This window comes from Streptomyces sp. H39-C1, from assembly GCF_027158125.1.
GTDB classification, from domain to species: Bacteria; Actinomycetota; Actinomycetes; order Streptomycetales; family Streptomycetaceae; genus Actinacidiphila; species Actinacidiphila fildesensis.
In genome coordinates this window covers 109288-133096 of the sequence record NZ_JAPVLS010000006.1, presented here as the reverse complement: position 1 = coordinate 133096, position 23809 = coordinate 109288, and the positions used below count along the sequence as shown (strand labels likewise).

Below are 23809 nucleotides of genomic sequence, written 5' to 3'. Positions count from 1 at the left end.
AGTTTCCGCCCCTACCTTCGTCTTGTCATGGCCACCCCAAGGCCATGGTGCGCGTCAGGCCCCGTCCCCCATGGAGGAACATATGTCCTTCGGAGCCCAATCCGCCGTGCGCAGATCAGGATTCTTCCGCACCCGGACGGCCTTCGCCGCCGGACTGCTCTTCGCTGTGCTCGCCCTCTTGTTCTCCCTGCCGAATTCCGCCGGCGCGGTCGGCAGCGGCCCGATGACCCACCCCGAACTCGACTGGATGGGCTCGACCATCCGCGCCCACGAGGGCGGCAGCACCACCGGAGGCGTGGCCACCCCACTGGTCACCCAGACTCCGGGCATGGACGTCAGCGGCTACCAGGGCAACGTCAACTGGTCCGCGGCCTGGTCCAACGGCGGACGGTTCGCCTACATCAAGGCCACCGAGGGCACCTCGTACACCAATCCCTACTTCGCCCAGCAGTACAACGGCTCGTACAACGTCGGGATGATCCGCGGCTCGTACCACTTCGCGCTGCCGGACAACTCCGGCGGCGCCGCCCAGGCCGACTACTTCGTCAACCACGGCGGCGGCTGGTCCGGTGACGGCAAGACCCTGCCGGGCGCGCTCGACATCGAGTACAACCCGTACGGCGCCACCTGCTACGGCCTGAGCGCGAGCAGCATGGTCAGCTGGATCGCCTCGTTCAGCAACGAGTACCGCGCCCGTACCGGCCGGTACCCGACGATCTACACCTCCACCAACTGGTGGACCCAGTGCACCGGCAACAGCAGTGCCTTCGCCGCCAACAACCCGCTGTGGATCGCGCGCTACTCCACCAGCGCCGGCACCCTGCCGGCCGGCTGGGGCTTCCACACCATCTGGCAGTACGCCGACTCCGGCGTCTTCCCCGGTGACCAGGACCGCTTCAACGGGGCCTACGACCGGCTGCAGGCCTTCGCCAACGGATAGCCGCCCGGCCCGCTGAACCGCACAGAACACGGAAACAGAACACGGAACAGGGCGCCGCCCCTCCGCACGGGGGGAGGGGAGCGCCCTGTTCTGTGTGCACCGCTCCGTTGCCGCCACGGCAGCGGTCCGACGGTCAGGCGGCGACCGGGATCCGGTCCTCCGTCACCGACTGCTCGAGCGCCAGCTTCAGCACCTGCCGGACGTCGGAGACCGGGTGCACCTCGAGCTTCTCCAGGATCTCCGCGGGCACGTCGTCCAGGTCGGGCTCGTTGCGCTTCGGGATGATCACCGTGGTGATTCCGGCCCGGTGCGCGGCCAGCAGCTTCTGCTTGACGCCGCCGATCGGCAGCACCCGCCCGGTCAGCGACACCTCACCGGTCATCGCCACATCGGTGCGGACCCGCTGCCCCGACAGCAGCGAGGCGAGCGCCGTCGTCATCGTGACGCCCGCGCTCGGGCCGTCCTTCGGGATGCCGCCGGCGGGCACGTGGATGTGCACACCGCGCTCCTTCAGGTCGCCGACCGGCAGCTCCAGTTCCGCGCCGTGCGAGCGCAGGAAGGAGAGCGCGATCTGTGCCGACTCCTTCATGACGTCGCCGAGCTGGCCGGTGAGGGTCAGCCCCGATCCGCCCGTCTCCGGGTCGGCCAGCGACGCCTCGATGAACAGCACGTCGCCGCCCGCCCCGGTCACGGCCAGGCCGGTCGCCACCCCGGGGACGGCCGTCCGCCGCTCGTCCGGCTCCTGCGCCGACTCGGGGGTGTGGTGCGGCCGCCCGATCAGCGCCCGCAGATCCGCGTCGGTGACGGTGAACGGCAGCTTCTGCTCGCCCAGTTCGTGCCGGGCCGCGATCTTCCGCAGGATGCGGGCGATCGACCGCTCCAGGGTGCGCACACCCGCCTCGCGGGTGTACTCCCCGGCGAGCTTGCGCAGCGCCGAATCGTCGAGCGACACCTCGTCGGTGACCAGTCCGGCCCGCTCCAGCTGGCGCGGGAGCAGGTGGTCACGGGCGATGGTGACCTTCTCGTCCTCGGTGTAGCCGTCCAGCCTGACCAGTTCCATCCGGTCGAGCAGCGGCTCGGGGATCGAGTCCAGGACGTTGGCGGTGGCCAGGAAGACCACATCGCTCAGGTCCAGTTCGACCTCCAGGTAGTGGTCCCGGAAGGTGTGGTTCTGTGCCGGGTCCAGCACCTCCAGCAGTGCCGCCGCCGGGTCGCCCCGGTAGTCGGAGCCGACCTTGTCGATCTCGTCGAGCAGCACCACCGGGTTCATCGACCCGGCCTCCTTGATGGCCCGGACGATGCGGCCGGGCAGCGCGCCGACGTAGGTGCGCCGGTGGCCGCGGATCTCCGCCTCGTCCCGGACGCCGCCGAGCGAGACCCGGACGAACTTCCGTCCCATCGCCTTCGCGACGGATTCGCCGAGCGAGGTCTTGCCGACCCCGGGAGGGCCGACGAGCGCCAGCACGGCGCCTCCGCGACGGCCGCCCACGACGCCCAGACCGCGGTCCGAGCGGCGCTTGCGCACCGCCAGGTACTCGGTGATGCGCTCCTTGACGTCGTCGAGGCCCGCGTGGTCCGCGTCGAGCACCGAGCGCGCGCCCGGGATGTCGTACACGTCGTCGGTGGTGGTGTTCCACGGCAGTTCGAGCACCGTGTCCAGCCAGGTGCGGATCCAGCTGCCCTCGGGCGAGGCGTCGGAGGAGCGCTCCAGCTTCTCGACCTCCTTGAGCGCGGCCTCGCGGACCTTCTCCGGCAGATCGGCGGCCTCGACGCGGGCCCGGTAGTCACCGGCCTCGTCCTCCGGCTCACCGTTCAGCTCGGACAGCTCCTTGCGGACGGCGTCCAGCTGCTGGCGGAGCAGGAACTCGCGCTGCGCCTTCTCCATCCCCTCCTGCACGTCCTTGCGGATGGTGTCCGCGACGTCCTGCTCCGCGAGGTGGTCGCGCAGCGTGGCGATGGCGATCCGCAGCCGCTCCACCGGGTCGCCGGTCTCCAGCAGCTGCAACCGCTGCTCGGTCGTCAGGAACGAGGAGTAGCCGGAGTTGTCCGCGAGCTGCGAGACGTCCTCGATCTGCTGCACCCGGTCCACGACCTGCCAGGCGCCGCGCTTCCGCAGCCAGCTGGTGGCCAGTGCCTTGTACTCCTTGACGAGCTCGGCGACCGCGCCGGGCGCCTCGGTGACCGCCGGCTCCTCGACCTTGGTCGCCTCCACCCACAGCGCGGCGCCGGGTCCGGTGGTGCCGGCCCCGATCCGCACCCTGGTCACCCCGCGGATGACCGCGCCCGGGTCCCCGTCGGGCAGCCGGCCGACCTGCTCGATCCAGCCGAGCGTGCCGACCGCGGCGTACGTGCCGTCGATCCGTGGAACAAGCAGCACCTGCGGCTTGCTCTTACTTCCTGAGACGTGCGCGGCCTGCGCGGCTTCCACGGCCGCGCGCACCTCGGTGTCGGTCAGGTCCAGCGGCACCACCATGCCGGGCAGCACCACAGCGTCATCCAGTGGCAGCACGGGCAGGGTGAGCGGTCCGGACGATGCGGTTACAGCAGCCATGATCTCTCCCTAAGCAAGCAAGTTGAGCTATGTGGACTCAATGCATCTGATGCCCCCGGTGTTCCCCAACGGATGTTCGCTCTGAGCGATCACGTTCGTGACGCCCGGAAAGGACGCCGGGTGCCCCTTTTGGGCCACGTAGCCGAGCGCGCCGACCGCCCCGTACGCTGCATGCCAACCGGGACGACCTTGTGGGGCGGCAATGGACAGCACACAGACGACACCAGGCGCACAGCGCCGGGTGCTGGTGGTGGAGGACGATCCGACGATCGCCGACGCCATCGCGGCAAGGCTGCGCGCCGAAGGGTTCCAGGTACGCACAGCGGGCGACGGACCCACCGCGGTGGAGACCGCGATCGCCTGGCAGCCCGATCTGCTGGTGCTCGACGTCATGCTGCCCGGCTACGACGGCCTGGAGGTCTGCCGCCGGGTCCAGGCGCAGCGGCCGGTGCCGGTGCTGATGCTGACCGCACGTGACGACGAGACCGACATGCTCGTCGGCCTCGGGGTCGGCGCGGACGACTACATGACCAAGCCGTTCTCCATGCGCGAGCTGGCCGCCCGGGTGCACGTACTGCTGCGCCGCGTGGAGCGCGCGACGATAGCCGCGCACAGCCCGCGCGGCGGCAGTCTGCAACTGGGCGACCTGGAGATCGACAACTCCCAGAGACGGGTCCGGGTGCGCGGCACGGATGTGCACCTGACCCCGACCGAATTCGACCTGCTGGTGTGCCTGGCACAGCAGCCGCGCGCCGTCCTCTCCCGTGAGCAGCTGCTCGCCGAGGTCTGGGACTGGGCCGACGCGTCCGGCACCCGCACCGTCGACAGCCACGTGAAGGCGCTGCGCCGCAAGATCGGCGCCGAGCGGATCCGTACGGTGCACGGCGTCGGCTACGCGCTGGAGACCCCGGCCCCATGAGGCTGTGGGCGCGCCTGTGGGCGGCGCTGAGGCCCTACGACCCGCTGCGGTCCATCAAGGCGGCCCTGCAACTGCTGGTCGTCGTCTCGGTGCTGATCACGACGCTGCTGGTGATCGTCGCGATCCACTCGGCCACCGAGCTCCGGGTGATCACGATCTTCTCGATCATCGCCTGTCTGCTGATCACCCAGTTCGTGGCGCACGGCCTGACGGCGCCGCTGCGGGAGATGACCGCGGTCGCGCGGGCCATGGCGCAGGGCGACTACAGCCGACGGGTGGCGCAGGTGCGCCGCGACGAGGTCGGTGAGCTGGCGGAGACGTTCAACCGCATGGCGGCCGATCTGGAGGCCGTCGACCAGCACCGCAAGGAACTGGTGGCGAATGTCTCACATGAGCTCAGGACGCCCATCGCGGCGCTGCGCGCGGTCCTGGAGAATGTCGTCGACGGGGTGTCCGAGGCCGATCCCGAGACGATGCGGACCGCGCTGCAGCAGACCGAGCGGCTGGGCAAGCTGGTCAGCCAGCTGCTGGACCTGTCCCGGCTGGACAGCGGCGCGGTGCACCTGGACGCCAAGCCCTTCGAGGTCTGGCCCTATCTGTCGGCCGTCCTGAAGACGGCCAGCCTGGGCATGGAGGGCGCCGCCCGCGCCGGCCGGCGCAGCCGCCCCCGCGCCGACGTCCATCTGCACCTGGACGTCTCACCGCCGGAGCTGACCGCGTACGCCGACGCCGAGCGGCTGCACCAGGTGGTGGCCAACCTCGTCGACAACGCCGTCAAGCACAGCCCGCCCGGCGGCCGGGTCACCGTCCGCGCCCGGCGCGGGGCCGTGCCCGGGAGCCTGGACCTGGATGTGCGGGACGAGGGTCCGGGCATCCCGGAGTCCGAGCGCAACCGGGTCTTCGACCGCTTCAACCGGGGCGCCCACCCCGGCGGCGACGGCGGTACGGGACTGGGGCTGGCCATCGCCCGCTGGGCGGTCGATCTGCACGGCGGGGACATCGAGGTGGCCGAATCCCCCCGTGGCTGCCGGATCCGCGTCACGCTTCCGGGTTCGGTTCCCGCGCAACGTTGACATAGGCTGGCAATACGGGTGCGGCGGACAGCGGGCCGTACTCGTACGGGGGGACGCCGTCACAACCCCTTAAGAGGGACCAATTTCCCGCCATGCACAGCGCCGAAACCCCTCTTCCGGTGTGACTTACGCGACGACTGACCCCCGGGCCTGCGCCGAACGGCCCGGTAGGCGTAGCCTTTATTCCCGCTGTCCACCATCTTGTGAAGCGGAAGAGGGCGGTTGCCGCCGTGTCGCCACAGTCCCCCAATAGCTCGAGCACATCGATCGAGACCAACGGTCAGGGCAAGAGCCCTGCCGCGGGCTTCGGCCCCAACGAGTGGCTCGTCGATGAGATCTACCAGCAGTACCTCCAGGACCCGAACTCGGTAGACCGAGCCTGGTGGGACTTCTTTGCCGATTACAAGCCAGGGACGGACACGGGTTCGTCCGTGGCCGCCCCGGCCGCGCCGGCCCCGGCCGCCCCGGTCACGGCTGCTGTCCCTGCCCCACAGGCCGCGCCGGCCGCTGCGAAGGCCGCCGCTCCGGCGCCGGCCGCCGCGGCAGCCACGCCCGCGGCCACCACCCCGGCCCCCGCCAAGCCGGCCGCCGCTCCCGCGAAGGCTGCGGCAGCCCCGGCCAAGGCCGCGGAGCCGGCAGCGGCTGCCGAGGGACCGGAGTACGTCACGCTGCGCGGCCCGTCGGCCGCCGTCGCGAAGAACATGAACGCCAGCCTCGAACTGCCGACGGCGACCAGCGTTCGCGCGATTCCCGTGAAGCTGCTGTTCGACAACCGCATCGTCATCAACAACCACCTCAAGCGCGCCCGGGGCGGGAAGGTCTCCTTCACGCACCTCATCGGGTACGCGATGGTGCAGGCCCTCAAGGCCATGCCGACGATGAACCACTCCTTCACGGAGAAGGACGGCAAGCCGACGCTGGTCAAGCCGGCCCACGTCAACCTGGGCCTGGCCATCGACCTGGTGAAGCCCAACGGCGACCGCCAGCTGGTCGTCGCGGCCATCAAGAAGGCCGAGACGCTCAACTTCTTCGAGTTCTGGCAGGCGTACGAGGACATCGTCCGCCGCGCCCGCGCGAACAAGCTGACGATGGACGACTTCACCGGCGTCACCGCGTCGCTGACCAACCCCGGCGGCATCGGCACCGTGCACTCCGTGCCGCGGCTGATGCCCGGCCAGGGTCTGATCCTCGGCGTCGGCGCGATGGACTACCCGGCGGAGTTCCAGGGCACGTCGCAGGACACCCTGAACAAGCTCGGCATCTCCAAGGTCATGACGCTGACCAGCACCTACGACCACCGGGTCATCCAGGGTGCGGCGTCCGGCGAGTTCCTGCGCCAGATGAGCCTGTTCCTGCTCGGCGAGAACGGCTTCTTCGACGACATCTTCGAGTCGCTGCGGATCCCGTACGAGCCGGTCCGCTGGCGGACCGACATCGACACCGCGCACGACGACGACGTCACCAAGGCCGCGCGGGTCTTCGAGCTGATCCACTCCTACCGGGTCCGCGGCCACGTCATGGCCGACACCGACCCGCTGGAGTACCGCCAGCGCAAGCACCCGGACCTGGACGTCCTGGAGCACGGCCTCACCCTGTGGGACCTGGAGCGCGAGTTCGCGGTCGGCGGGTTCGCCGGCAAGTCGCTGATGAAGCTCCGCGACATCCTCGGTGTGCTGCGCGACTCGTACTGCCGCACCGTCGGCGTCGAGTTCATGCACATCCAGGACCCGAAGCAGCGCCGGTGGATCCAGGACCGCGTCGAGCGGTCGCACACCAAGCCGGAGCGCGACGAGCAGCTGCGGATCCTGCGCCGGCTGAACGCGGCCGAAGCGTTCGAGACGTTCCTGCAGACCAAGTACGTCGGCCAGAAGCGGTTCTCGCTGGAGGGCGGCGAGTCCGTCATCCCGCTGCTCGACGCCGTCATCGACGCGGCCGCCGAGTCGCGTCTGGACGAGGTCGTCATCGGCATGGCCCACCGTGGCCGGCTGAACGTGCTGGCGAACATCGTCGGCAAGTCGTACGCGCAGATCTTCCGCGAGTTCGAGGGCAACCTCGACCCGAAGTCGATGCACGGCTCCGGCGACGTCAAGTACCACCTGGGCGCTCAGGGCACCTTCACCGGTCTGGACGGCGAGCAGATCACCGTCTCGCTGGCGGCGAACCCCTCGCACCTGGAGGCCGTCGACCCGATCGTCGAGGGCATCGCGCGCGCCAAGCAGGACATCATCAACAAGGCGGGCACCGACTTCACCGTCATGCCGGTCGCGCTACACGGCGACGCGGCCTTCGCCGGCCAGGGCGTCGTCGCGGAGACGCTGAACATGTCGCAGCTGCGCGGCTACCGCACCGGCGGCACCGTGCACATCGTGATCAACAACCAGGTCGGCTTCACCGCCGCCCCGGCCGCGTCGCGCTCGTCGATGTACTGCACCGACGTCGCCCGCATGATCGAGGCGCCGATCTTCCACGTGAACGGCGACGACCCGGAGGCCGTGGTCCGCGTCGCGCGGCTGGCCTTCGAGTTCCGCCAGACGTTCAACAAGGACGTCGTGATCGACCTGGTCTGCTACCGCCGCCGCGGTCACAACGAGGCCGACAACCCGTCGTTCACCCAGCCCCTGATGTACGACCTGATCGACAAGAAGCGCTCGGTGCGCAAGCTCTACACCGAGTCCCTCATCGGCCGGGGCGACATCACCCTGGAAGAGGCCGAGCAGGCTCTGCAGGACTACCAGGGCCAGCTGGAGAAGGTCTTCACCGAGGTCCGCGAGGCCGCCTCCACCCCTGCCGCCACCGAAATGCCGGTGCCGACGCAGGAGTTCCCGGTCAAGCTGGACACGGCGATCAGCCAGGAGACCATCAAGCGGATCGCCGCCGCCCAGGTCAACATCCCGGACCGGATCACCGTCCACCCGCGCCTGCTGCCGCAGCTGCAGCGCCGCGCGGCCAGCGTCGAGGACGGCACAATCGACTGGGCGATGGGCGAGACCCTCGCCGTCGGCTCGCTGCTCATGGAGGGCACCCCGGTCCGGCTCGCCGGCCAGGACTCCCGCCGTGGCACGTTCGGCCAGCGGCACGCCGTGCTGGTCGACCGGGAGACCGGCGAGGACTACACCCCGCTGCTCTACCTCTCCGAGGACCAGGCCCGTTACAACGTCTACGACTCGCTGCTCAGCGAGTACGCGGCGATGGGCTTCGAGTACGGCTACTCGCTGGCCCGGCCCGAGGCGCTGGTGATGTGGGAGGCGCAGTTCGGTGACTTCGTCAACGGCGCGCAGACCGTCGTCGACGAGTTCATCTCCTCCGCCGAGCAGAAGTGGGGCCAGACGTCCGGCGTCACCCTGCTGCTGCCGCACGGCTACGAGGGACAGGGCCCGGACCACTCCTCGGCCCGCATCGAGCGGTTCCTGGCGATGTGCGCCCAGAACAACATGACGGTCGCCAGCCCCACCACGCCGGCGAACTACTTCCACCTGCTGCGCTGGCAGGTGCACAACCCGCACCACAAGCCGCTCATCGTCTTCACCCCGAAGTCGATGCTGCGACTGAAGGCCGCGAACTCCCGGTCCGAGGACTTCACTTCGGGCGGGTTCCAGCCGGTCATCGGTGACACGACGGTCAGCCCGTCCGCCGTCCGCAAGGTGGTCTTCTGCTCCGGCAAGGTCTACTACGACCTGATCGCGGCACGTGAGGCCAAGGGCGCGAACGAGGTCGCCATCGTCCGGATCGAGCGGCTCTACCCGCTCCCCGGCAAGGAGATCCAGACCGAGCTGGCGCGGTACACCGGTGCCCAGAAGTACGTGTGGGCGCAGGACGAGCCGGCCAACCAGGGTGCGTGGCCGTTCATCGCGCTGAACCTGATCGACCACCTGGACCTGGTGCTGGGCGCCGCTCCCGACAACGCCGACCGACTGCGCCGGGTTTCCCGCCCGTCGTCCTCGTCGCCGGCCGTCGGCTCCGCCAAGCGCCACCAGGCCGAGCAGGAGTCCCTGGTCAACGAGGTCTTCGAGATCTGACCACGGGCGCACGACACCACGTGCGACAAGGGCCGGGCCCGCTACCTGAATCCAGGTGGCGGGCCCGGCCCTTGTCCGTGCCCAGGCGGTGCGCTAGGTGCCCTGGGGCTCGAAGTCCCAGAACGGCCGGGTGCGGGACCGGGCGGAGACGGTGTGGACGTGCTGGGCGCCCTGCGTCGCGGACAGCGAGGCGAGCGCCTCCTCCTCGATCTTCTCCGCCTCCTGGATCTTGCGCAGCGCCCGCAGGTCGGCGGCGAGCGCGATCCGGGCGGAGAGCGTCAGCGGGTGGGTGGCGCCCAGGGAGACCGCGGCGCGCGCCGATGTGTCGCGGCTGAGTTCGGCCGCCCCTTCGGGATCACCGGAGAAGTTGCGGGTGGCGGTGGCGTTCAGTGCGCAGCCCAGCGTCCAGGGATGGTCCGGTCCGACCGCCTCGTTCATCCCCGTGAGCGCCTCCTCGATCAGTTCCTGGGCCTGTTGGCGCTCACCCGCCGCGCGCAGCACGAGCCCGTTGTTGCCGAGGCAGCCCAGCACATACGGGTGTACGGGGCCGAGAGTGGCGCGGTAGCGCCGGGCGACACCCTCGCCGACGCCGCGTGCGCGGTCCAGGTCGCCGTGTTCGCGTGCCACACAGGAGTAGCTGGAGGCGACCATGAGCGTCAGGGGGTGGTTCTCGCCCAGCACCCGCTCCACTCGTTCCAGCAGCCGGGCCAGCAGCACCGGGGCGCGGCGTTCACCCGTCCGGTACTGGCCCATGATGAGGGTGTGTTCGGCCCGCAGGGTCTGCGGGTTGTCGACGCCCATGACGTCGCGGTGGGTACGGACGCTGCGTTCCTGTACCGAGACGGACTCGTCGTACCGTCCGAGCAGCCGCAGGTCCCAGGCGTAGTTGATCTCGGAGAAGAGCGTCCAGGAGTGCCGCGGGCGCAGCGCGTCGCGACGGATGTCGAGGGTCTGCCGGTCGAGTTCGAGCGCCTCCTGGTAGCGGCCGAGCAGCCGCACCGAGACGGCGAGGTTGTTGCGGGCGCTGAGGGTGCGCGAATCGCGGTCCCCGACGAGTTCGAGATAGCCCTCCAGCACCAGCCGGGACACCTCGTGCGCCTCGTCGTACCGGGCGAGGCCGCGCAGGGACGCGGCCAGGCCGGTGGCGGCGCGCAGCAGGTCGAGGTCCTGCTGCCCGCGCTCCTCCCGCAGATGGTCCACGGCGATCCGGCAGATCGACTCGGCCTTCTCGTAACTGCCGGTCGCGTGCAGGAGGTTGGCGTAGTGCCGGGTGATGTCCCAGATACGGGGGTGGAATTCCCCGAGCAGTGCCTTCCAGGCGGCGAGCCCGCGTTCCGCCAGCTTGAGCCCGGAGGTGTACTCGCCCGACAGGTACATGTACCGGAGCGAGTTGAGCACCAGCTGCTGGATGTCCGGGTCGGTGCTCTCCAGCACCCCCGCCGCCTTCAGGTGCGGCGTGATCTCCGCGTACCGCGGCCACAGCCGGGTGTCGGTGGGCCGGCCCGGGTCGGCGGCGGCCAGCGCGCGGCGCACCACCACGGCGTACTCGCGCCGGTCGGCCTCGGACATGCCGTCGCGCACCGTCTGGTGGACCATGCGGTGCATGTGCAGGATCTCGGAGCCGCCGCCCGGATCGTCGGACCCCACGTCGTGCGACTCGCGGCGGACCACCGAGTACTGGACGAGCTTGGCCGTGGCGTCGTTCCAGCGCAGCGGATCGTTCATCAACCCGACGAGCTGCTCGGGAAGGTCACGTACCGGCAGTTCGCGCAGCAGCCGGACCGGAATGGGACCGGGCGCGAAGAAGACGCACATCCGCAGCAGGTCGATGGAGGCGGGCTCGGTGTCCCGCAGTTGGTTGAGCAGTATCGACCAGGCGGTCTGGAAGGTCATCGGGAAGTCGGCGGCGACCTTGAGGCCGGCCTCGGAGTTGTTCCCGGTGCTCAGCAGCCCGATGTACTCGTCCACCGACATGGTGGAGTCGCTCAGCCAGCCGGCCGTCTGGTCGAGCAGCAGCGGCAGGTCCTCCAGCGCCTCCGCGAGCCGGTCGGCGTCGGTGTCGTCGAGCCTGTCGGCCCGGCGGCGGACGAAGGCGACGCTCTCGTCGCGGCTGTAGACGGGGACCTCCATCAGGGCGGTGTTGTGTTCGCCCCAGGCCCGGTTCTGCGAGGTGATCAGCACATGCCCGGGTCCGCTGGGCAGCAGGTCCGCGATGTCCCCGACCTGGTCGGCGCCGTCCAGTACGAGCAGCCAGCGGGAGTACGGGTTGCCTCGGCGCAACGCGTCGAGCACGGCGCGCAGCCGCTCGCCGTACTCGGGCCCGGTGGTGAGGCCGAGGGCCGGGGCGAGTTCGGCCAGCCGCTGGCGCAGGGTGCCGCGCTGGTCGGCGGGGACCCACCACACCGCGTCGTACTCGGAACCGAAGCGGTAGACGTACTCGGCGGCGATCTGGGTCTTGCCGACGCCGGACATGCCGAGCAGTGTAACGACGGCGGCGCCGTGTTCGGCCTGCTGCAGCCGGTGATAGATGCTGCCGAGCAGGTTCTCCCGGCCGGTGAACCGGATGTTGCGGCGCGGGACGCCGCCCCAGACCCGCGGCTGGTCGGCGGGGAAGCGGGGGCCGGAGCGGGCCGGGTTCTCCTCCAGGGGAGCGGTGTCGACGGTACCGAGCCGTGCCAGCAGCCGGCGTTCGGCCTCATGCGCGCCGATGCCCCACAGTGAGGAAGCGCTGAGCGCGGCGGTCGCGGTCGGGAGCGCGGCGTTGGTGACGGAGACCGCGGCGAAGCGGTCGGTGTTCGTCGCGACGACGGCGCGCAGCGCCTGGTTCCACTCCTCGTGGGTGCGCGGGCCCAACTGGAAGTACCAGTCGCTGAGAATGACGAGGATGCGTCCCTCGGCGAGCAACAGGTCTTCGAGCGCCTGCTCGATCGTGGTCCCCGGGGGCGGGTCGAACCGCTCGAAGGCGACCCGGTGCCCCTGCCGTTCGAGACGCGAGCCGATCCACGCGGCCCAGGCCCGGTTGAATCCCGCGAAACTGATGGTGACGGGCTGCCTTTCGGCCGTTGCCGCCGACTTCCGCACTACGGCCATGCGACCGTCTCCCTCGTGATGCGAACGAACGTACGGCCTCGACGGACCGTCAGATCCCTTAGCTGGGAACATACACCGGTGATTCCCCTCCCGAGGTCCGCCTCCACCACATCCCGCGGGCGGTCTCCACATACGCACTCGCGCGGGCCAAGTGCCCCTCGGGCGGGGGATGATCCTTCAATCGGGTGAGCTGTCGGACCATGGCGTTGACGAACACTCTTCCCTCGGGCGTGAGGCTCCGCGATCCGGCCAGCGCGGGCAGTGCGGCGCCGACCTGTTCGCGGCAGCGGGAGTGTTCGGCCCACGCCTTGTCGCGTTCCGCGGCGTCCTTGGTGTCCCTGGCGAACAGCTGCCAGTACTCGGCGAGTGCCAGATGGGAGTACGCGCCCTGCAGCAGCCCGTCGAAGGGCCGCGGATCGGGCCGCCAGGGGGCCCAGTACCGTCGCTGGGCATCCGCCGTATGTAGCGGTACAAGGTCGGCGAGAGCACCGAGTTTGGCGTGCTGCAGTTCATGGACGAGCGTCGCGGCGAGATACCCGGGGCTCTGCGGGATGCTGCTGAGCACGGCGCCGAAAGCCTCGCGGCGGGTCCCGCTGCGGGACACACCGCTGGTGTGCGACCCCGCACCGGGCGACGGGAGCAGCGGCACGAAGCACTCCAGCAGATCCGCCACCTCGGCGGGACGCGTCTCCCCGCCGAGGTGCAGCACGGCCATGGCGCCCGCCCAGGCGTGCTGCCACTGGTCGGACTCGGCGGGCGTCAGCCGGTCGCCGGCCCGCGGGCAGTGCCGTTCCAGTCCGCTGCCCTGCGTCCGGAACGGGTCGATCTCGTCGAGCAGGACCGGCCGCGGTCCACCGGTGAGGACCCGCAACGGGAACCAGCGCGGATCGTCCGACCGCCAGCTCCCGTCGGGGCCGCGGCGGATCACGGCAGGGGCGTCCCCCTGCGGAGTGACCGTCAGCACGTCCCCGTCGAAGAGGAGTTCAACGGTTCCGAACGCCTGCTGACCGCCTCCGCCGGTCGCGCTCAGCGCCCCCAGAGTGGGCAGTGGCAGCGCACCGTCCTCGTCGTCGAGCCGGAGGGCGAACGGCACACCGGCGCGTACCCCGGCGGCCGCCGCGAGGGCGCCGAGGTAGGCCAGCTCGTGGGTGAGTGCCGGTCCGTGCCCCCCGGTGCCGAGCCGGAGCAGGCAGCGGCGGACCCAGGGGCCGACGAGGGGGTAGAACAGCACACGCCGCGTCGCGTCCCGGTCGAACCGGTCGGCGGCCTCCAACAGCGCCCAGTGCCGGCGGAACACGGGCGCGGCCGGGCCGCGGTGCTGTGCGACCGCGTCGGACAGGGCGCGGAGCTGGAGCAGCCGCAGCCGGTGCTGGCCCGCCGCGAGAAGGGCGAGCTCCGCACGCCCGCCGTGGGTGCCGCCGAGTTCCCGGAGCAGGGCGTCGGAGATGCGGCCGGCCGCACCGGAGAGGATCCCTGTGGTCATGCCGCGGCCGCCTCGGCCAGCCGATCCGCGACATGCCGGATCAGCCGCTGGAGATCGGCGCAATATACGGACGGATGGCGGAAGCCCTCGCCGTCGACATATCGGTGGGCGTAGTTGCCGCCGCCGCACACCTGGACCAGCGGGCACCGGCGGCACTGCCCGGCCAGCGCGGCGAGCCCGCCCTGGCGGGCGGCGACACCCGGGTGTGCGAGTGCCTCGTCGAACGTGTGGTGGAAGACGTCGAGCCCGGTGGCGGCGGCGCCCTCGTAGGCGGACTTGAGCGAGTCCACCTGCTCGATGCTGCCGTCGGTCTCCACCACCACGGCGTCGAACGCCCGCAGCCCCAGCGATTCGGTGGCCGCCGGGACGCCGAGGAGCAGCGCGAGGCACTCCTCGAAGATCCGCACCCGGATCCGGCGGCGGTCGGACCGCCACCACTGGTCGAAGACGGTGCACAGCCAGTCGCCGTACGGGGACGGCCGCTCGGCCGGCGCGGGCAGGCCTGGCGGCGGCACACTCCAGTTGCCGTGCGGGAGGAGGAAGTCCACCGCGGGCGGCGAGAAGTCGAGCAGCGACCCGTAGACCTCGGCGGGGTCGGAGGCGAGGTCGACGACACAGAGCACGCCCGCGTAGCTCCCCCGGTGCCGGTCCTCGGCGAGCAACCGCAGCCCGCGGGCGGCGGCCGGCCAGGACGGACGGCCCGCGTGGTCCACTCGCGCCAGGTTGTGGCCGGGCAGCCCGCCGTCGAGACTCACCCCGACCCGGATCCGGTGCGCGGCCAGCGTCCGCAGCCGGTCGTCGTCGAGCAGCGTGCCGTTGGTCTGGACGGTGCCGTGCACGGCGCAGTCCACGGGCACCGCGGCCCGCACCCGGTCGACGACGGCGCCGAGCGCTTCGGTCTCGGCGAGCAGCGGTTCGCCGCCGTGCAGGACGACCGCGATGTCGGTGAGCCCGTGCGCGGCGGCGTGTTCGGCGATCCGGGCGGCGGTGGCGTCGAGCACCGGTGCGGCGGGGGTAGCGGGACGGTGCCGCCAGCCGCTGTCCGGGCCCGCGTAGAGATAGCAGTAGCGGCAAGCGAGGTTGCAGCGGCCGTTCATCTTGAGGATGAACTGGCGGAAGGGGACCGCACGTGGACCGTCCGGTCCTGCCGGTTCCCGCGACGTCACCGGTCCTTCCGTGGCCTGCCTCACAGCATGTCCCCTGTCCCCCGGTCCGTGGCGGAACCTTCCTTCTCTCGCGGCAGCACAAACCCCGGTGCGGCGGCATTGTCCGGATCGGCCTGCGATCCGACCGAAACCGGGCGGGGCACCAGGGCGAAGGAGCCGGGCGGCCGCGCGTTCAGAAAGCGCTGTTGAATGCCCAAAGGGTCTCGGACGGCTCACCCAGCCGGGTCCGCAGGCCCTCCAGTACCTCGGACAGCACGGGGTGGTCCAGTTCCCGCAGCGTCTCCAGATCCAGGTCCAGCAGATCCGGCAGTCCGTCCGGATCTGCCGCCGTTCCGGTACGCTCCGCGCTATTTTCCTGACCCATCGTCACACCACCCTCAATTCCCCGCAGTTGGGGCCCATCTGGGATGCCCGCCCATCGGGTGGGCAAAACCCCCGGCACGGCGTCGGGAACGCCGCGCCTACCGTCCGCCGCCCAGAGCGGCCAGCCGTTCCGCCGTCCAGTCGGCGTCCCGTCCGCCACCGTCCGGGAGTCTGCGCCACTCCTCCAAGGCCGCCCGGTACGCCTCCCGCGCGGCCCGCGGCCGTTGTGCCGCCTCGTACACCACACCGCGCCGGTGGTGCGCCTCGGCGGTCAGCCGCACCGCCGGGGCCGGGTCGGCCGACCCCTCCTCGGCAGCCCTGGCCGTCTCGGCCGCCCTGCGGAAGGCGTCCGCCGCCTGGTCCAGCCGGTCGGATCCCCCGGTGTGCCGGAAGTTCAGCCGGTTCGCCTCACCCAGCTCCAGCCAGGCGCGGGCCCGCACCAGCGGAGCGCCGCCGTTCCGGGCCGCGAGCCCGAAGATGTGCTCGGCCTCGCGGAGGTCGACCAGGTCCTGACTCGTCCGGTACCGCAGCAACAACGCCCGGCCCAGCATCATCAGCCGCTGGGTGAGCCGGGGGTGACCGGCCGGGGACTGCATCCGGCAGTCCCGCAGCACCCGGATCGCACGGGAGACGAACGCCGCCCCGCCCGCCAGTTCCGCCCGCTGGAGCAGGACCGTGCCCCACTCCTCCATCAACTCGCCGTACTCGGGCCGGTCCCGCATCATCTGGTGGCCCGCATCCTGGAACCGGTCGGCTGCCTCGTCCAGATCCGACGGCGGCCCGCCCGCCGCATACCGGTGCACCCAGAGCCGGGCCGACCGGACCAGCACCTCGGCCCGGAGTATCCGCTCCCTGACGTCCTCCAGCGTCCGCGCCACCAGCCGGCCGGCCTGCTCCAGCCGGTCGCCCGCCAGCAGCAGTGCGTCGATCAGCAGCAGCTGAACCCGGACCCTGTCCTCGATCGGCGCCTGTTCCGCGGCCAGCGCTGCGCGGGCGTACTCCAGCGACCCGGCGGCCTGCGCGGCGTACACCCGGGAGCGCTCGGCATCGTCACCCGTCCCGGCCAGCATCAACAGCGCCCGCCCGCGGGCCAGCGAAAGGCCGGCCGGCTGGGGGACGTCCTCCCCGGACCGGGGATGCCCGTCGGAGTACGCCTCCAGCATGCCGATGGTCTCCTGCAACGGCCCGGTCTCACCGCTGAGCCGCCACTGCTCCTCCAGCGCCTCGGCCCGCTCCAGGGTGATCCGCAGCGTCTCGTCCGGCTCCAGCCCGGCGCCCGCGCCGGCCGCCGTGAACTCCCGGTCGGCGCGCCGCAGCAGCTCCAGCGCGGCCTGCCGCTGGCCGAGCGCCCGCAGGTCGGAGGCGGCCGCGTGCAGCACCCGGGCCAGCACGGCGCGGGCCCGCACCGCACCGGGCGAGGCGACCGCGATCTCCGCGGCCTCCTGCGCCTCGCGCAGCAGACCGGCCTCGCCCTGCAGCCGCCACAGCCGCAGCAGGTTCTGCGCCAGCTCGCCCCACAGCTCGGGATCGGCCGCGGTCGGCAGCGCGGCGGCCGCCGCCCGGCGGAGCAGTTGTACGGCGTCCAGCAGGCTCTGCACCATGCCGTCGGACTCGAAGCGCCCGACGAGCACCCTGGCCCGTTCCAGCGCCGCCTGCGAACGGGGAGCGCCGGCGCCCTCGACACCGATCTGCTCGGTCACGTCCGTCAGCGGGATGAAGCGTTCCAGCACCTTCGCCGCCACCTGGGCGAAGGGCTGCGCGGCTCGCCGGGCCGAGTCCTCCGCACCGCCGTCCAGCGCCGGTATCCGTCCCGGCACGGCTCCGCCGCCACGGCCGTCCGCCAGCTGGGCGATGGCCAGCGCCGGGAAGTTGGGGCCGCCGAGCCCGAAGCGCTGCTCGACGTACTCGGAGCAGTGCTTGAGCACCAGCAGTGCCTCGTCCCGCCCCAACGGGCCCAGCAGGACGTCCTGGACGCCCTCGGCGAACGCGTACCACTGCGCCGGCGGACGTGCCGCGGGCACCTCGCCGATCACGGTGCCGTACGCGGGGGTGTCCAGCACTGTTCCGTACGGGGGCGTCTCCGTTCCGGGACCGCCGGAGCCGCCCGAGCCGGCCCGGGTGAGCAGCCCGCTGAGCAGCACCTCGGAGAGTTCCGCGGGTCCGGAGTCGGGCAGCATCGTGCGCTGCACCAGCTGCATCACCGGCAGATAGAGCGGGGCCGCGGCCACGTACACCGCGAGCTGCGCAGCGCCCGGGGAGGCGGCGGACCGGAACCGGGCGACGAGCTCGGCCGGGGCCAGCGGTCTGCGCGGCCGGGACGGCGGTGCGGCCGGCTGGTCGGCGCGCACCCAGCCCACCGCGGCCGGCACCGGTCCCGTGCCGGTGCCCGACAGCAGCCGCGCCCACGCGCCCAGCGCGGCGGCGGTCGGCGGCAGCACCGGGACCGGGACCATGCCGGGTCGCTCCAGCGCGCCCTCCCCCTCGAAGTGCAGCGTCGCCGACTGTCCGGGGCCTTGTCCTCGCATCAGCAGCCCGTACGAGGTCGGCAGCCGGGTACGGGACCACAGCCGCTGCGGCAGCGGCTGGAGCACGGCGACGGGCGCGTGCCGGGACAGCCGGTGCAGCAGCCGGTGCGCCTCGCCGCTGCGCCACAGCGGGCCGGCGCAGTCGCTGACGAGCACTGTCACCTGACGTCCCGTCGGGTCGTTGAGCTGGTCCGCGGAGCGCAGCCCGGCGGCGCCGGGTTCGAAGCGGCGGCTCACCGCGGCGCCGCCGTCCGGGGTCTGGTGCAGATACTGCACATGGACGTCACGGAAGGCGCCCAACTGGCCGAAGACCTGCTGGAACTCGCCGAGCATGCGTTCCCACACGTACATCGACGACGAGGCGTCCATCAGCAGCTGCAGCGAGGCGTCGCCCCGCGAGATGCTGCGGAAGACCGGCATCAGCAGACCGCCGGCCCGCGCGCTGCGCTCCGCCGTCGCCGACTCGTCCAGCTCGCTGCGGATCGGCGGTGCGGCGCTGTGGTAGCGCTGCAACGGGCGCAGCGCCCGCTGCAGTTCCAGCAGTCCCGGCAGTGCGGGTGCCTCGGGCACGCCGATGGAGAAGGCGCCGCCCGGCAGCGGGGAGCCCCGTCCGCCACCGGCCGTACGGTCCCGGTCCCCCGGATACAGCGCGATGCTGCCCCCGGGCAGACCGCCGCCGGGATGGCCGGATCCCGCCCCCGGATCGTCGGGACGGTCCCCCGCGTCGGCCGCCGGGTCCGCCGGCCGGTCCACGGTGTCCACCGCGGCCGTCCCGGTCGCCCGGTCCGCCGGGCGCGGGCCGTCGGCCCACTCACCGGGCTCCGCGCCGGCCCCGGCGGGCTGCGACCAGCGCGCCAGCCAGACGGCGTCGGCCAGTTCACCCAGGTCCGGGTCGAGCCCCGCCCCGCGCAGCCGCTCGATGATCTCCGCGAGCGGATCACGGCGCGGCCGCGGAGGCGGCGACGGAGGCGGCTGGGCCTCGGGTGGCGGGGAGGGGGGAGGCGCTGTCACACCCTCACCTCGGCCGGTCGAGTCGCTGGATGAGCATGTCGGCGAGCCGGTCGCGGGACGGCGGCGCGGCGTGGTGCGTGAGGTAGATCGCGTTCAACAGCTGGTCGGCGGCGAGGAGTTCGCTGCGCGAGCGCTCCAGGAACCGGGTGATCAGATCGTCGCCGATCCTGGCCGCCTCGGTCCCCAGATGCGCCCGGACCACGGTGGCCAGCCGTTTGTGGTCGGGCTGCCCCAGTTCGAGATGGATGCAGCGCCGCAGCAGCGGCGCCGGGAAGTCGCGCTCGCCGTTGCTGGTGAGCACGACGAAGGGGAAGGCCCGGCAGCCGACCCGGCCGTCCTCGACCGTCACCTTCGTACTGTCGTCGGTGAGCACCTCGACCCGCGGTTCGCGCTCGGCGAGCCGTTCGAGCTCGGGGATCGCGAACTCGCCTTCCTCCAGCACGTTCAGCAGGTCATTGGGAAGATCGATATCGCTCTTGTCCAGTTCGTCCACGAGCAGGACGCGGGGCCGCGCCGTCGGCAGCAGCGCCGTGCCCAGCGGGCCCAGCCGGATGTAGCTGCCGATGCCGCCGGGTGTCTGGGCCCGGCCGCTCGCCGCGATCTGGGTGTCCTGGAGCCGCGCGATGGCGTCGTAGCGGTAGAGGCCGTCCTGCAGCGTGGTGCGGCTGACGATGGGCCAGCGCAGCACCCGTCCGAGACCGAGCTCGTACGCGACGGCATGCGCCAGCGTGCTCTTGCCGGTGCCGGGACTGCCGGTGACCAGCAGCGGACGGCGCAGGTACAGCGCGGCGTTGACGATCTCCAGCTCTTCCGGACTGGGCCGGTGCAGCTGCGCCATGTGCCGGTACGCGCCGAGCCTGCGGGTCGAGGCGCTGTCCGTGCCGGGGCCGGGCTCGACGAGGGGGCCGCCGTCGAAATCCCGCCACGGCGGCGGATCGGGCAGCGCGCTGATCCCGTCGTGCGGCTCCCCGGCACCCCGGTAGATCAGCCACTCGTTCTCTTCGTTGCCGTCGGTCCCGGCATTCCCGTCGGGCCGCGCGTTGATGTCAGGCACTACATGCTCCTCGTCGCTCGTACGTCGATGGCAGGAGCGCAGACCACGTATCGACCGTCCCACGGAGTGGGGGCGGAACATAAGGGGTGTGTTCGGCCGGTCATGGCGTCTCCAGCGGCTGATCGGTGCCGGGCAGCGGGCGGGTCGGGTCGTCGTACAGCAGGATCAGTCCCTTGGAGATGTAGGCCTCGGGCTCGCGGCGGGCGAGATCGGCACGCAGCTTACGCACCGCCTCCGGCAGCCGGTCCGCCTGCGCGGCGGCGGCGACCGCGTGTTCCACCCCCCGGTGGAAATCGGTGCACACCAGGTCCCGTTCGGCCCGTTCGCGGCGCCAGAGGACCACTCCGTACCCGGCGTTGGTGACCCGGCGCAGGTTCGCGGGGCCGTCCTCGGCGTCCGAGGCCCGGCACAGCGCGGGCACCGAGTACAGGCCACGGGAGCGCAGTTCGTCGTCCGAGGGGACCGGCCCCGGCTCCCCGGCGTCGCAGTCCAGCACCACCGGTTCCATCGGCCCGGCCTGCACCCGCTTCCAGCGAGCCCTCCGCAGGGCCGCGTCCTCGCCGACCTCGTCCGGGTCGTACTCCGGGTCGGCCCGGCGCACCACGACCGGACGCTGCTCCCCCAGCGTCGTCCCGTCCGCCGGTATCCGCCAGGTCTCCACCGGCAGTTCGAGCAGCGCTCTGACCACCGCCACCTGCAGGACCGCCCGGCGGTCCGGCTCGTCGCAGCGGCGGAACGCCTCGGCGAGCGGGGCGCTCAGCCGCACCGGCAGTTCGCCGAGGCGGGTGCCTTCCGCACCCTCGGCCACCGGCCGGACGTCGCCCGCCGCGTCCACGATGGCGATCCGCCAGTCGTAGCTGTCCCGTTCCCAGCCGCGGCGGTCGATCTCCAGCAGCACCGAGGGGTGCGAGACCGCCTCACGGGCGGGCGGACCGCCGGCGCCCGGGACCCGCACACCGGACGGGCCGGGGTCCGTCCTGCGGTCGTTGACCCGGGCGAGCCATTCGCGGCCCAGCTCGTTGCGGAAGCCGCGCGACAGGTCCCGTTCGCTCGCGGCGACGGCCGCCGCCCAGTTCCACAGCCGCCGCTCGGCGCCGTGCGCCGCCTCGTACGGGCGCTCCGCCGTCGCCGCATGGACGCAGTAGCGCAGCACCGTCTCCAACTCGCTCTGCCCGCGCCGCAGTTCGTAGAGCAGCCCGAGCCCGTCGCGCCAGCCGCGCGGCGCCAGCGGCAGGTTCTCGCAGGGCTGGCCGCGCAGTTCGTTGACCGTCGCCAGCAGGCTCAATGTGCTGACCGGTGGCGGGAGTTCGGCGAGCAGTCCGAGCAGTTCGGTGCGCATCCCGGGCGAAAGGGCGCGCCCGGGGGTGGCGCCCATCAGGTTGTGGGCGTCGGTCCAGGTCGTGACGTTGGTGTCGGCGCGCCGGTGGCGGTCGGCATGATGCCGGTCGTGGGCGTGCACCACCCGCTGGAAGAGGTCGTCGGACTCGGCGCCGACCGGCCCCTGCGGCAGCGGCAGCCCGCGTAACTGCACGACGGATATGGCCAGTCCGCCGTCCTGGCCGCCGCGCCGGGCCTTGAGCACGCCGATCACCTCGCCACGGGCGAGGTCGACGACCGGGCCGCCGGAGGCGCCCGACGGGATCTCGTCCTCGTTGCCGAGGCGGAGCTTGCCGTCCTTGCCCAGCTCGCCGCGGATCGTGCACCGGCCGCTGACGTCCTCGACCTCGCCGTCCACCTCCATGCAGCCGAAGAAGGCGACTTCCTTGCGGGTGAAGACCTTCGAGGTGCGCTCGGTGAGCCAGACACAGGCGTGCGGCACCGGTTCCAGCAGCCGGATCAGCGCCAGGTCGGGGGCGGGCCACAACCCCGGTCCGGGATTCGCCGCCGGTTCGGCCCATTCGACGCGGCCGCGGACCGTGCGCCCGTCGAAGGTGATGCCGACCTCGCGCCCACCGTCAACCACCGCGCCTCCCTCGCCCCGGAGCGCCACATGGGCGCAGGTGAGCACCCAGTTGGGGGCGACGAAGAAGCCGCTGCCCCATGGGCGGACGGCGACGTCCCCGGCGGACGGACCGCCGGACCCGTCCGGGGCATACCCGGACGGAGGGGCATGAACACGTACGGTGGCGGCTCTCACCAGGGGCGCCAGGGTCTCGAAGGGATCCGAGTCCTCGTCCTGTGCGTCCTGTGCGCCCCCATACCCCCCTGTCACGCCGCGCCACCCCCCGTTCGGCCAGCAGTAACGAAAGGCTAGCGGCCTGCGAGGACCCGCGCGAGGGAGTGTCGGAATGCTGCCTATCCTTGCCTGGAATGTCCCACCGTCCCCGTGCCGCGGTGTCCGTGTGCACCGGTGACCCCTGCTTGGAGCTATGGAGCATCCCGTGTACTTCACCGATCGCGGTATCGAGGAGCTGGAGAGCCGGCGCGGCGAGGAGGAGGTCACCTTCGAGTGGCTCGCCTCCCGGCTGCGCGAGTTCGTCGACCTCAATCCCGACTTCGAGATCCCCGTGGAGCGGCTGGCCACCTGGCTGGCCCGGCTGGACGACGAGGACGACGACGAGGAGTGACGGCCCGCGCGGGCGCCGCACCGGCGCCCGTCGACACCGCTCGGGGACGGCTCGAGTACGGCTCAGGACCGCGGAACAGGCCGCTTGACTTCTCCAGTACGCGATATATCGTGTCTATCAAGAGACGCGATATGTTGCGTTGCCTGACGTACCACCGAGGAGGGTCGACATGAGCGGCACGTCGGAATGGACCGTGACGGAACCACACAAGCTCGTCTTCGACGCGCAGGTCGACACGGTGCGCGTGCGCATCGTCGGCGGCGCGGTGAACGTCGTCGGTGTCGAGGAGGGCCCGGCCCGGCTGGAGGTCAGTGAGCTCGACGGACCGCCGCTGCTCGTCAGCCTCAAGGGCGGCGTCCTCACCGTCGGCTATGACGACCTGCCCTGGAAGGGCTTCCTCAAGTGGCTCGGCGGCAAGGGCTGGGAGCGGCACGCGGTCGTCTCGCTCGCCGTGCCGCAGCGCACCCGCGTCGAGGTCGGCGTGGTCGGCGCCAGCGCGGTGATCTCCGGCATCTCCGAAGCCACCCAGGTACGCGGGGTCAACGGGGACGTCACCCTGGTCGGCGTGGCCGGCTCGGTCAGCGCCAACACCATCTCGGGCAACGTCGAGGCCCAGGCGGTCTCCGGCGACCTGCACATCAACACCGTCTCCGGCGACCTGACCGTCGTCGAGGGCAGCGGCGCCCGCATCAAGGCCGACTCCGTCAGCGGCAACATGGTGCTCGACCTGGCCCCCGTCGAGACGCCCCCGGGCGCCGACGTCCGGCTGAACACCGTCTCCGGCGAGATCGCCATCCGCATCCCGGATCCCGCGAACGCCGAGGTCGACGCCAACACCGCCAGCGGCGCCGTGTCCTGCGCCTTCGAGGACCTGCGGGTCACCGGCCAGTGGGGCGCCAAGCGCATCACCGGACGGGTCGGCACCGGCGGCGCCCATCTGAAGGCCACCACCGTCTCCGGCGCCATCGCGCTGCTGCGCCGCCCACCGGTCGACGACGAGCCGGCCGGCGCGCTGACCGACGGGACCCCCTCACTCCGGAAGGACATCTGA

General features: G+C 71.9%; 14 protein-coding genes. 6 read left to right on the top strand and 8 right to left on the bottom strand.

Going from position 1 to position 23809, the window contains the following annotated elements; translation table 11 throughout:
* The first annotated feature begins 82 nt into the window (after positions 1-82).
* The gene (locus tag O3W51_RS06335; protein WP_138350881.1) at positions 83-940 is read left to right on the top strand and encodes a lysozyme; all 858 of its coding nucleotides are present in this window, start codon (positions 83-85) and stop codon (positions 938-940) included.
* A gap of 133 nt (positions 941-1073) precedes the next feature.
* On the opposite strand, the gene lon is transcribed toward O3W51_RS06335, so the two are convergent.
* Positions 1074-3491, bottom strand: coding sequence for an endopeptidase La (lon, locus tag O3W51_RS06330; protein ID WP_138350882.1), 2418 nt, complete (start codon positions 3489-3491; stop codon positions 1074-1076).
* Between the two features lie 202 nt (positions 3492-3693).
* Here lon and O3W51_RS06325 point away from each other — a divergent pair, with 202 nt between their 5' ends.
* The 3 genes from O3W51_RS06325 (at position 3694) to O3W51_RS06315 (ending at position 9499) form a co-directional block, all read left to right on the top strand.
* A complete protein-coding gene (locus O3W51_RS06325; RefSeq protein WP_138350883.1) occupies positions 3694-4410 on the top strand; it encodes a response regulator transcription factor in 717 nt (238 codons plus the stop codon).
* On the top strand, positions 4407-5483 hold the full coding sequence (locus O3W51_RS06320) for a HAMP domain-containing sensor histidine kinase (protein WP_138350884.1): 1077 nt from the start codon (positions 4407-4409) through the stop codon (positions 5481-5483). Before O3W51_RS06325 ends, O3W51_RS06320 begins: the two co-directional genes overlap by 4 nt.
* A gap of 230 nt (positions 5484-5713) precedes the next feature.
* On the top strand, positions 5714-9499 hold the full coding sequence (locus tag O3W51_RS06315) for a multifunctional oxoglutarate decarboxylase/oxoglutarate dehydrogenase thiamine pyrophosphate-binding subunit/dihydrolipoyllysine-residue succinyltransferase subunit (RefSeq protein ID WP_269284411.1): 3786 nt from the start codon (positions 5714-5716) through the stop codon (positions 9497-9499).
* 93 nt (positions 9500-9592) lie between these two features.
* On the opposite strand, the gene fxsT is transcribed toward O3W51_RS06315, so the two are convergent.
* From fxsT to O3W51_RS06280, 7 genes are all read right to left on the bottom strand, one after another.
* Positions 9593-12589 (bottom strand): FxSxx-COOH system tetratricopeptide repeat protein, encoded by a 2997-nt coding sequence (fxsT, locus tag O3W51_RS06310; RefSeq protein WP_138350886.1) that lies wholly within the window; start codon positions 12587-12589, stop codon positions 9593-9595.
* A gap of 58 nt (positions 12590-12647) precedes the next feature.
* The gene (locus O3W51_RS06305) at positions 12648-14072 is read right to left on the bottom strand and encodes an HEXXH motif domain-containing protein (protein WP_138350887.1); all 1425 of its coding nucleotides are present in this window, start codon (positions 14070-14072) and stop codon (positions 12648-12650) included.
* A complete protein-coding gene (locus tag O3W51_RS06300; RefSeq protein WP_138351071.1) occupies positions 14069-15169 on the bottom strand; it encodes an FxsB family cyclophane-forming radical SAM/SPASM peptide maturase in 1101 nt (366 codons plus the stop codon). The genes O3W51_RS06305 and O3W51_RS06300 overlap by 4 nt, the downstream gene beginning before the upstream one ends.
* Before the next feature lie 241 nt (positions 15170-15410).
* A complete protein-coding gene (gene fxsA / locus O3W51_RS06295; protein WP_138350888.1) occupies positions 15411-15602 on the bottom strand; it encodes an FxSxx-COOH cyclophane-containing RiPP peptide in 192 nt (63 codons plus the stop codon).
* A gap of 97 nt (positions 15603-15699) precedes the next feature.
* On the bottom strand, positions 15700-19137 hold the full coding sequence (locus tag O3W51_RS06290; protein ID WP_269284401.1) for an SAV_2336 N-terminal domain-related protein: 3438 nt from the start codon (positions 19135-19137) through the stop codon (positions 15700-15702).
* 4 nt (positions 19138-19141) lie between these two features.
* Positions 19142-20191, bottom strand: a complete 1050-nt coding sequence (locus O3W51_RS06285; protein WP_269284399.1) for an AAA family ATPase — start codon at positions 20189-20191, stop codon at positions 19142-19144.
* Between the two features lie 100 nt (positions 20192-20291).
* On the bottom strand, positions 20292-22403 hold the full coding sequence (locus O3W51_RS06280; RefSeq protein WP_244809410.1) for a VMAP-C domain-containing protein: 2112 nt from the start codon (positions 22401-22403) through the stop codon (positions 20292-20294).
* 169 nt (positions 22404-22572) lie between these two features.
* On the opposite strand from O3W51_RS06280, the gene O3W51_RS06275 reads away from it, so the two are divergent.
* Positions 22573-22758 (top strand): DUF6104 family protein, encoded by a 186-nt coding sequence (locus O3W51_RS06275; RefSeq protein WP_138350891.1) that lies wholly within the window; start codon positions 22573-22575, stop codon positions 22756-22758.
* A 169-nt stretch (positions 22759-22927) separates the two neighbouring features.
* Positions 22928-23809 (top strand): DUF4097 family beta strand repeat-containing protein, encoded by an 882-nt coding sequence (locus O3W51_RS06270; RefSeq protein WP_138350892.1) that lies wholly within the window; start codon positions 22928-22930, stop codon positions 23807-23809.

What these genes read in the sequence shown, in the direction of transcription:
- O3W51_RS06335 (WP_138350881.1), top strand. Translation starts at nt 83, where the DNA reads ATGTCCTTCGGAGCCCAATCCGCCGTGCGCAGATCAGGATTCTTCCGC.
- lon (WP_138350882.1), bottom strand. Translation starts at nt 3,491, where the DNA reads ATGGCTGCTGTAACCGCATCGTCCGGACCGCTCACCCTGCCCGTGCTG.
- O3W51_RS06325 (WP_138350883.1), top strand. Translation starts at nt 3,694, where the DNA reads ATGGACAGCACACAGACGACACCAGGCGCACAGCGCCGGGTGCTGGTG.
- O3W51_RS06320 (WP_138350884.1), top strand. Translation starts at nt 4,407, where the DNA reads ATGAGGCTGTGGGCGCGCCTGTGGGCGGCGCTGAGGCCCTACGACCCG.
- fxsT (WP_138350886.1), bottom strand. Translation starts at nt 12,589, where the DNA reads ATGGCCGTAGTGCGGAAGTCGGCGGCAACGGCCGAAAGGCAGCCCGTC.
- O3W51_RS06305 (WP_138350887.1), bottom strand. Translation starts at nt 14,072, where the DNA reads ATGACCACAGGGATCCTCTCCGGTGCGGCCGGCCGCATCTCCGACGCC.
- O3W51_RS06300 (WP_138351071.1), bottom strand. Translation starts at nt 15,169, where the DNA reads ATGAACGGCCGCTGCAACCTCGCTTGCCGCTACTGCTATCTCTACGCG.
- fxsA (WP_138350888.1), bottom strand. Translation starts at nt 15,602, where the DNA reads ATGGGTCAGGAAAATAGCGCGGAGCGTACCGGAACGGCGGCAGATCCG.
- O3W51_RS06270 (WP_138350892.1), top strand. Translation starts at nt 22,928, where the DNA reads ATGAGCGGCACGTCGGAATGGACCGTGACGGAACCACACAAGCTCGTC.